Below are 8624 nucleotides of genomic sequence, written 5' to 3'. Positions count from 1 at the left end.
CTGCCGGGCGTAGCGGCACTGACCGATAAATAGAATAATATTAAATTTCAGATTTGAGGAGACGGCATAATGAGACAACCAATCATAGCCGGAAACTGGAAGATGCATAAAAACATGCCCGAGGCCAAAGCCCTGGCGGCTGGGATCGTTGAAAAAGTCAAAGAGGCCAAAGAAGTTCAAATTATTCTATGCCCGCCTTTTACTGCTCTGGGCTCTGTGGCTGAAGCAATAAAAGGATCTAATGTTAAATTGGGAGCCCAGAATTGCCACTATGAGGACAAGGGTGCATTCACTGGTGAGATCGCCATATCGTTTCTATCCGATGCCGGATGCAAATATGTAATAATCGGGCATTCGGAGAGGCGGCAATATTTTAACGAGGACGACTCTCTGATCAATAAAAAAATCAAAAAGGTCCTATCCTCAGGGCTGATACCCATATTCTGCATCGGGGAGACCCTGCAGGAGCGCCAGAAAGAACAGACCTTTGATGTGTTGAAACGCCAGGTTTTGCACGGCCTGCAGGAGATAAACCTCTCCGATCCCTTGAAACTGGTGGTGGCCTACGAACCGGTGTGGGCCATCGGAACCGGAATGACGGCCAGCAAGGAACAGGCCCAGGAGGCCCACCGATATATCCGCGACCTGCTGGCCGGGCTGTGGGGAAGCGAAATAGCCGAGCAGATCAGGATACAATACGGCGGCAGCGTCAAGCCGGATAATATAGCCGAATTGATGGCCCAGGACGATATCGACGGAGCGCTGGTGGGGGGCGCCAGCCTGGAGATAGACTCTTTTGCCAGGATCATAAATTTCTGATATCAGCACCAAACAGAAAAGCCCGGATCTTACGATCCGGGCTTTTGATATTTTACCTTAAAACGGCTGGAAACGGGCCTCTTCCCAGTAAGCACTCATGAATAATTTCTGTTGTTTGACCAGCGCCTCCAGGTGTTTTTTCTCCCAGGTTATCAGGACGGATAACAGGGTTTTAAGCTTGGCGTTCCTGGCCGTGCTTTTCATCTTGGAATAAAAATCTATCGAATTCTGCTCCAGCAGTATTCCGATGGACAAGGCCGACATCTCGTAATGCTTGTCCTTGATTCGCTTGACGAACTCCGCCGAAAATATGGGGCTGGGGCCGGCGGCGGATACCTTCGATTTACCGTTTATCGTGGCCAGGCTCCATTTCTTGTCCCGACCGTAGGAGGCGATCCCGTCCAGCAGGGTCTTCCGGTGCAATTCCTCGTCCCGGGCCAGAGCTTTAAATACCTCTTGGGCCTTTTTATCCGAGGTGATGGCCGAAGCGATCAGATAGTGGTGATAACCGTCCTGTTCGGCCAGTATGGCCAGTTTGAGCATTTCGATGGTTTTGTCCATGATTACGCTCCTTATGGTTTAATTTGATTCCAAAGAAAATTCCCTGATCCCGAACCAGAAACCGATGTCATTGATATTGTCGATCTCGGCCTGTATCAGATTATAATGGGATTCCTCCATCTCGGCCAGACGAAAAAAGATCTGTTTGGCGGTGACGTCGGTCTCCTTGTTGCCCTGCCGCATGTAAAAATCGGCCGCTTTGCGTTCCAGGTCCAGTGCGATATTCAGGGCGGTCAGGTCGTCGGAGGTGCCCTGTTCGGCTTTTATTTTGGCCTGCTGGGAGGATAGCTTGGGGACCACCTCCTCAATATCGGATGGGGCGATATCAATGCCCACCCATTTCTTTCCCTGTTGAAGGCGGTTGCGTTCCTTCTCCAGAAGCTCCATATGTCCGAATTCGTCCTGGGCCAGACGGATGAACATATCCTTGCCCGATTGCGATTTGGTGCCGCGGGCGAATTTCAAATAGCTTTCCAGTCCGGTCTTCTCGCCCTTGATGGCTTTGTTGAGAGCCGTAAGGGCCTGTTCGGAGGAAGCATTTTTACTCATATATGTCCTTTCGAATATTTGTGGACATTTTAACCCCGAAAAAAGACAAATGCAAGTTATTTTATTACTATGGCGCTGGTGGAGAATTCGGGGTCCATCTGCCAGGAGGCAGAAAGCCTAACGCCCACTCGCTGCGGCTTTAAAAGCATAAATATTTTTTTCTGCTCCGAAAGGGCCGGCCAGACCGGATATCCTGGACTCAATCTTTTGGTGCCGGTAAGCCGCAGGGCCCTCTGGGTCTTTTCCTGGGCCCATTTGGCCAGGCCCTCGGCCAGCTCGGCCGACAGGCCGTACAACAGGAACTGGTCCCGGATCTTTTTTTGTTTTTTCAGCCGGGCAAATTCCTTTTTTATCCTGCCTCCCAGAGTAACCGCCTGAAGTCCTATGATAAAATCATTTCGGGTGTGTTTATTGAAAAATCTATCAGCCAAAGTGCCGGAGAAATTAAGGTCGACGGTCTTTGTTTCGCTCGAACAAAACACTTTTAAAACAGGTTTATCCCAGCTGGCTTGAAAAACGCCACGGACCACTTTGGGCTCAAATATTTTTCCTTTAAGACAATGAATCATCAAACCATTCAAAGTTTTTTGAGCCTCGGCCGTTTGTTGTTTTTTCTTGATGCTTCCAGCCATCTTTGACACCATCTGCCAGCGGTTTTGGAACAATGCCCTTTTATCGACCAGGTTCAGTAGTTCTTCAATGGGGATGTTTTTGATTATGGATATTTTGCCGACAGATGGTTTGCCGACGCGGGAATTCACATGGCTCTTTTTACGGCCAGATTTCTTGGAAAGCGCCTGCACGATCTTAAGGCCGGCCATGGCATCACGAGCGTAAAAAACCTTGCCCGGATAGAGGGGCTGAAGCTCTTTTTTTACGAAAGCCTCGTTTAGGGCTGCACCTCCGCATAAAACCGGCAAATCTACTCCGGCTCGAGCGAATACCTCCAGATATTCGGACATGGCCCGGGCCGATTCTACCAGCAGGCCCGAAAGGCCGATGGCTATTGGTTTGTGCTTCTTAACAGCCAGGAGGATATCTTCGGCCGTCTGCCTGATGCCCAAATCTATAACTTTGTAGCCGTTGGCGGAAAGAATCAAGCCTGCCAGATTCTTTCCAATGTCGTGAATATCACCCCTGACCGTAGCGATTACGATGATGCCGGTCCGAGAAGTTTTTCGGCCTTTCAGGTAAGGCTTTAAAATATCCACCGCTTGTTGCATAACTTCGGCCGAGCGGAGAACGAAAGGCAGTTGCATTTCTCCCTGGCCGAACAGTTTTCCCACCTGGTCCATGGCTGGCAGAAGTATCTGGTCAAGGATCTCTACCGGACCATAGTCCTCCAGCAGAATCGCTATATTCTCCCTAAGATATTTTTCCTCTCCCCGGATGATGTTCTGCTGAATCTGTTTTTTGGGAGTCAACTTTCGGAGCCTGGCCTTGGGCAGGGCCCTTTCCGGCCTGCCGGAAAAATAATTCAACATCAACTCCAGTGGAGACGATTGTCCTTTGCGGCGGTCGAAGATAAGATCGTCACATAACTCCAGCACTTGGCGGGGTATCTGATTCAGGGGCATGATCTTTCCGGGATGGATTATAGCGGCATCCAGGCCTGCCGAGATGGCTCTCTGCAGGAATACCGAATTCAGGGCCTTGCGTGCCTCCTGAGGCAATCCGTAGGAGATATTGCTGACGCCCAGGATGGTGAAGGAATCGGGAAGTATCTTCTTCAGTTCTTTGATGGCCTCCAGCGATTCCAGACCGGCCCGGGTCAATGTTCGGTCGCCGCTGCCCAGGGTAAAGGTAAGGGTATCGAAGAAAATATCCCGATGAGAAAGGCCGTGCTCCAGGGCCAGGGCGGCCAGCCGTTTAGCTATCGTCACTTTCCGGTCGGCAGTTTGGGCCATGCCTTTCTCGTCGATGGTCAGACAGACCACTGCGGCCCCGTATTCCCGGCACAGGGTCAAAATCTTTTTGGCCTTGGCTCCGCCATCCTCCAGATTGATCGAATTTATTATAGAGCGTCCGGTGAGGTTCTTCAAGGCTGCCTCGACGGCCATAGGATCGGTGGAGTCGATCATCACCGGGAGGCGGCAGCGGGTGTTCAGCAAAAAGCAAAGGCGGCGGTAATCATCCGACTCGTTCCGGCCTGGCCGGGCCAGCGATAGATCGATGGCGTGGGCGCCCTCCTGCTCCTGCTGGCAGGCCATCTCGGCCATGCCCTGATGATCGTTCTTGTCCAGCAGGTCACGGAAAGCCTTGCTGCCCGAAGCATTGGTCCGCTCGCCTATCAGCAGAGGTTTGGGCGACACCGCAATATCCTGCGACTGGTAAAGCGAGGAGATGCGGGCGGCCATTTTTACCGGACGTCGGGGCGGAATATTCTTAAGCCTTTCGGCCAGCATTTTGATATATCCAGGGTTGGTGCCGCAGCAACCCCCGGCGAAATTCAGGCCGGGATTCTTGGCGAAGTCCTCCATGCTGCGGGTGAATTGCTCCGGACCCAGATCGTAGTACAATTGCCCATTCTTCATCCTGGGCAGCCCGGCGTTGGGGAGCAGGGAAAGCATCTTCGATGAGTTGTGGCCCAGATAGTAAACCGCTTCGGCCAGGCCTTCGGGCCCCAGGCTGCAGTTGAGTCCGATGGCATCGACCGCCCAGGTTTCAATGGATGCCAGGATGGCCGAGATATCGCTGCCGGTCAGGGTGCGGCCGCTCTGGTCAATGGTGAATTGAACCAGGATCGGTTTTATCAAGGATCTTTTTGTCTGAACTTCTCTTGCCGCGGAAACGGCGGCCTTGGCCTGCAGGATGTCCTGGCAGGTCTCCACCAGAAAACAATCGATCCCACCGGCCAACAGGCCTTCAGCCTGGATAGAATAGCTTTCCTTCAGGTCATCGAAGCTGACCTGCCCCAGGCTAGGGATCTTCGATCCCGGTCCCATGGAGCCGGCCACGAATCGCGGATGCCGGGCAGTGGAGAATTCGTCGGCAGCCCGCCTGGCCAATGATGCAGCGGTCTTGTTGATTTCAAAAGCGTCGGCTTCCAATCCGTAATCCGCCAAAATATGCGGGGCCCCGCCGAAAGTATCAGTCTCAATGATATCGGCGCCGGCCGCCAGGTAGTCGCGATGTACTCTGGATACGAGATCCGGTCGGCTGACAACCAGATATTCATTGCAGCCGGGACGATCCTTATAATCCTCAACCGTAAGTCCCAGTTCCTTGAGATAGGTTCCCATGGCCCCGTCGAAGATCAGTATCCGGCTTCGGGCCTGATCTAAAAGATTAGCCTGACTGCTCATATCAGCTGTTTCTCCTTGAGTTGTTTCATCACCTCGGCGGTGGCGGAGGTCTTGCCCAGGGTGTAAAAGTGAAGGCAGGGGACATCCAGATCGATCAGGTCTTTACAAAGCCGGGCGGTAAAATCTATCCCGGCCTGGCGGGCCGCGGCCTTGTCGCGGTGGCCTTTGATTTGATCCACCAGTTTTTCCGGCAGGGAGACGTAAAAATCGCGGGGGATGCTGGTCAGCTGATCATGATTGACTATTACCTTGATGCCGGGGATGATGGGCACCTCTATACCGGCGGCCCGGGCTTTTTTGACGAATGACTCGAAAAGCTCGGCCGAGAACACCATCTGGGTCAAAATGTACGCCGCTCCTTGGTCCACCTTGGCCTTAAGGTTTCGGATGTCGTCGGCCAGGTTGGGAGCCTCGTAATGTTTTTCTGGATATCCGGCCACGCCCATGCAGAAATTGGTGGGGATGGCGTCATCCAGATTCTCCAGATACTGGCCCCGGTTGAGCTGCGCGATCTGCTCCACCAGTTGCCAGGCATGGTGGTGCCCCTCGGGTTCGGGGAGAAAGCCCTTGTAATCGGGCGGGGGGTCGCCCCGTATGACGAACAGGTTCTCGAAGCCCAGGTACTGCAGGTCAATCAGGGCATCCTCGGTCTCGTAACGGTTGAATCCCCCGCAGATCAGGTGCGGCACCGTCTCCACCCGATAGCGATTGGCCAGGGCGGCGCAGATGCCCACCGTGCCGGGCTTCTTGCGCTTGGGTATCTTGACGATGACGCCATTCACCTCCTCGTAGACGATCCGCTGCTGGTGGTAGGTGACATTGATGAAGGAGGGGTTGTAGGGCATCAGCCGGTCGATGGCGTCGTAGATCACCTGGATGCTGTGGCCCTTTTCCGGCGGGGTTATCTCCAGGGAGACCAGGGTCCTCTTCCGCTGTTCCAGATACTGGGTAACGTGCATAAATGCTCTCTTTTAATAAATGAATTATATCTAATTATTACTTCGGCGAATATATAGAGCAATGTGTCATTCCCTCGAAAGAGGGAATCCAAGCATGGATGCCCGTTTTCACGGGCATGACAAATCAGACCTTGGCAAAACGGATAATTGGTATTGATCTATTTAATTGCCAGAGAAATAAAAAACCCTTTTCCGGAGCGGATGCACTTCAGAAAAGGGTCTTTAAACCTCTGTTTCATCTTCAGTGATTGTGCATCACTCCAGGAATTAGCACCTTGTGGAATATTTCATCCGCAGGTTGCTGAGGCTTCACCGGGCCTGTCCCTCCGCCTCTCTTGATGATAATGTCAATTGGGATATTAACAAAAATAATTTTGTTTGTCAAGCATAAAGCAAAAAGAGGGCGCCAGGTGGCGCCCTCTTAAAATAATATCAAAAATCAGATCAGTCCCAGTTCCTTCCCTGCCGTGCGGAATTCCTCCAGCACTTTGTCCAGCTGGGCCTCGGTGTGGGCGGCCGAGAAGCTGGTGCGGATCATCTCCCGGCCCTCGGGCACCGCCGGGGACATCACCGGGTTGGCGAAAACTCCGTGAGCCATCAAATGCTTCCACAGAGCGAAGGCCTTCTCCCGGGAGCCGATCATCAGCGGAATGATGGGAGTGCAGGCCACCCCGGTGTCGTAGCCCATCTCCTTGAATCCGGCCAGCATCTTGTCGGCGTTGTGCCACAGTCTGGTCAGCAGCTCCGGCTCATCCTGCAGGACATCCACCGCGGCCGAGACGGCGGCGGTCAGGGCCGGGGGCAGGGCGGCCGAGAAGATCATGCTGCGGGCGAAATGCTTGACGTAATCTATCACCTCGAAATCGCCGGCCACCACTCCGCCGATGGCGGCAAAGCTCTTAGAGAAGGTGCCCATCATCAGGTCGGTCTCCTGCTCCAGGCCGAAGTGCTCGGCAGTTCCCCGGCCGTGCTTTCCCAGCACCCCCAGGCCATGGGCGTCGTCCACCAGCACCCGGGCATTGTATTTCTTGCCCAGGCGGACCAGCTCCGGCAGGTTGGCGATATCGCCCTCCATGCTGTAGATGCCGTCCACGATGATCATCTTGCCCTTGTTATGGTCCAGCCCGTTCAGCAGTCTTTCCAGGCTTTCCATATCATTGTGCTGGAAGCGGCGCATCATGGAATATGACAGCCGGCAGCCGTCCAGTATTGATGCGTGGTCGAACTTGTCGGTAATCAGGATGTCATCCTTGGTTCCCAGGCAGGAGATGGTGCCCAGGTTGGTCTGCATGCCGGTGGAGAACACCAGGGCCGCCGGCTTATTGAGGAACTTGGCCAGCTTGGCCTCCAACTCGTTGTGCATGTCCAGGGTGCCGGTCAGAAAGCGGGAGCCGGTGCATCCGGTGCCGAATTTTTCGATGGCTTTAATGGCTGCCTCCTTGACCCGGGGATGGGTGGTCAGGCCCAGGTAGTTGTTGGAGCCGATCATGATCATCTTCTGACCGTCTATTATCACCTCCGGCTCCTGGGCCGACGATAGCGGGTGGAAATAAGGATACAGCCCGGCCTGGCGGGCATCGCGGGCATCGGTAAAATCAATGCATTTTTTAAATATATCCATTTTGCTTCCTTGAGTAATTTTAATGACGCTCAATTATACACGAAACGGCATTGTTATGGCAAGCATTTTAAGCCGCCGGGCAGCAGGGGCAAAGATTATTTTATTGACAAACAATATAGTGCTGTAATATCATAAATTATAATATTATATTGAACATAGGAAATTCTAATGAAAACCAGCAGCACCCTTTTTAAAGATGTGATTTTCTTTGAAAAGCTTATGAAGGACAGTCGAAAACAGATATGGAGGCGTGCTTATGTTAGAGCTGCTTTTGCATTTATTGATGCTTGCACATATGAATTAAAAGATCTTGTTTTTAAATCGTTTGGCACGGGTCTATTGAATGATGATGAACTATCTTTTATTACTGAAATAAAATATAAAAAGGGCGCAAAAACCAAAAAGAAATATTACTTATCAACCACTAAAAGTTGGGAATATTTATTTGATATTGTAATCTCATTCATGTGTAATGAACATAAACTCATTAAAGGTGAAAATTGGAAAGATGTAAAAAAAGCAATTAGCATAAGAAATAATATCACACACCCTAAAAAACATAAAACGATAAAAATAACCGATGAGCATATATTTATAATAAGGAAAGCGCTATTATGGTTCATTGATAACTTACAAAATTTTCTTTTTCTTTTAGCTAAGTACCATAAGAAAAATATTGATCATCTAAGAAAAATACGTCAATGCATAGAAGAGGAGGGATGGACAAATTACCTAAAAAGATTAGGCTTAGAAGAAACTGAGGATATTAGTAATGATCGGTCATAGCCATTTTATTTATTTGGCAGGGAT

7 protein-coding genes and 1 riboswitch are annotated in these 8624 nt (G+C 51.4%); of the genes, 2 read left to right on the top strand and 5 right to left on the bottom strand.

Annotated features, from left to right (window positions below):
• Window positions 1-69: 69 nt before the first annotated feature.
• Window positions 70-819, top strand: coding sequence for a triose-phosphate isomerase (gene tpiA, locus KJ869_00960; protein ID MBU1575761.1), 750 nt, complete (start codon window positions 70-72; stop codon window positions 817-819).
• A 57-nt stretch (window positions 820-876) separates the two neighbouring features.
• Here tpiA and KJ869_00955 read toward each other — a convergent pair whose 3' ends face one another.
• The 5 genes from KJ869_00955 to KJ869_00935 all read right to left on the bottom strand — a co-directional run bounded on the left by KJ869_00955 (window position 877) and on the right by KJ869_00935 (window position 7814).
• On the bottom strand, window positions 877-1380 hold the full coding sequence (locus tag KJ869_00955) for a ferritin family protein (protein ID MBU1575760.1): 504 nt from the start codon (window positions 1378-1380) through the stop codon (window positions 877-879).
• 18 nt (window positions 1381-1398) lie between these two features.
• Window positions 1399-1929: a ferritin family protein gene (locus KJ869_00950; protein MBU1575759.1), complete on the bottom strand. Its 531-nt coding sequence runs from the start codon at window positions 1927-1929 to the stop codon at window positions 1399-1401.
• A gap of 56 nt (window positions 1930-1985) precedes the next feature.
• Window positions 1986-5234 (bottom strand): homocysteine S-methyltransferase family protein, encoded by a 3249-nt coding sequence (locus KJ869_00945; GenBank protein MBU1575758.1) that lies wholly within the window; start codon window positions 5232-5234, stop codon window positions 1986-1988.
• Window positions 5231-6193, bottom strand: a complete 963-nt coding sequence (locus KJ869_00940; GenBank protein MBU1575757.1) for a methylenetetrahydrofolate reductase — start codon at window positions 6191-6193, stop codon at window positions 5231-5233. The genes KJ869_00945 and KJ869_00940 overlap by 4 nt, the downstream gene beginning before the upstream one ends.
• A 232-nt stretch (window positions 6194-6425) precedes the next feature.
• Window positions 6426-6538, bottom strand: a riboswitch (SAM riboswitch).
• Window positions 6539-6632: 94 nt separating this feature from the next.
• Window positions 6633-7814 (bottom strand): pyridoxal phosphate-dependent aminotransferase family protein, encoded by a 1182-nt coding sequence (locus KJ869_00935; GenBank protein ID MBU1575756.1) that lies wholly within the window; start codon window positions 7812-7814, stop codon window positions 6633-6635.
• 168 nt (window positions 7815-7982) lie between these two features.
• On the opposite strand from KJ869_00935, the gene KJ869_00930 reads away from it, so the two are divergent.
• Entirely contained in the window at window positions 7983-8600 is a 618-nt protein-coding gene (locus KJ869_00930) for a hypothetical protein (GenBank protein ID MBU1575755.1), read from the top strand.
• Window positions 8601-8624 lie beyond the last annotated feature (24 nt).

The organism is Candidatus Edwardsbacteria bacterium (assembly GCA_018821925.1).
In the GTDB taxonomy this organism is placed as follows: Bacteria; Edwardsbacteria; AC1; order AC1; family EtOH8; genus UBA2226.
The sequence above is the reverse complement of the archived record's forward strand: the minus strand, read 5'-3'. Positions and strand labels throughout refer to the sequence as shown.

Excerpts from the sequence above, each read along its gene's own strand:
- tpiA (MBU1575761.1), top strand. The coding sequence starts at position 70 with ATGAGACAACCAATCATAGCCGGAAACTGGAAGATGCATAAAAACATG.
- KJ869_00930 (MBU1575755.1), top strand. The coding sequence starts at position 7,983 with ATGAAAACCAGCAGCACCCTTTTTAAAGATGTGATTTTCTTTGAAAAG.
- KJ869_00955 (MBU1575760.1), bottom strand. The coding sequence starts at position 1,380 with ATGGACAAAACCATCGAAATGCTCAAACTGGCCATACTGGCCGAACAG.
- KJ869_00935 (MBU1575756.1), bottom strand. The coding sequence starts at position 7,814 with ATGGATATATTTAAAAAATGCATTGATTTTACCGATGCCCGCGATGCC.
- KJ869_00940 (MBU1575757.1), bottom strand. The coding sequence starts at position 6,193 with ATGCACGTTACCCAGTATCTGGAACAGCGGAAGAGGACCCTGGTCTCC.
- KJ869_00945 (MBU1575758.1), bottom strand. The coding sequence starts at position 5,234 with ATGAGCAGTCAGGCTAATCTTTTAGATCAGGCCCGAAGCCGGATACTG.
- KJ869_00950 (MBU1575759.1), bottom strand. The coding sequence starts at position 1,929 with ATGAGTAAAAATGCTTCCTCCGAACAGGCCCTTACGGCTCTCAACAAA.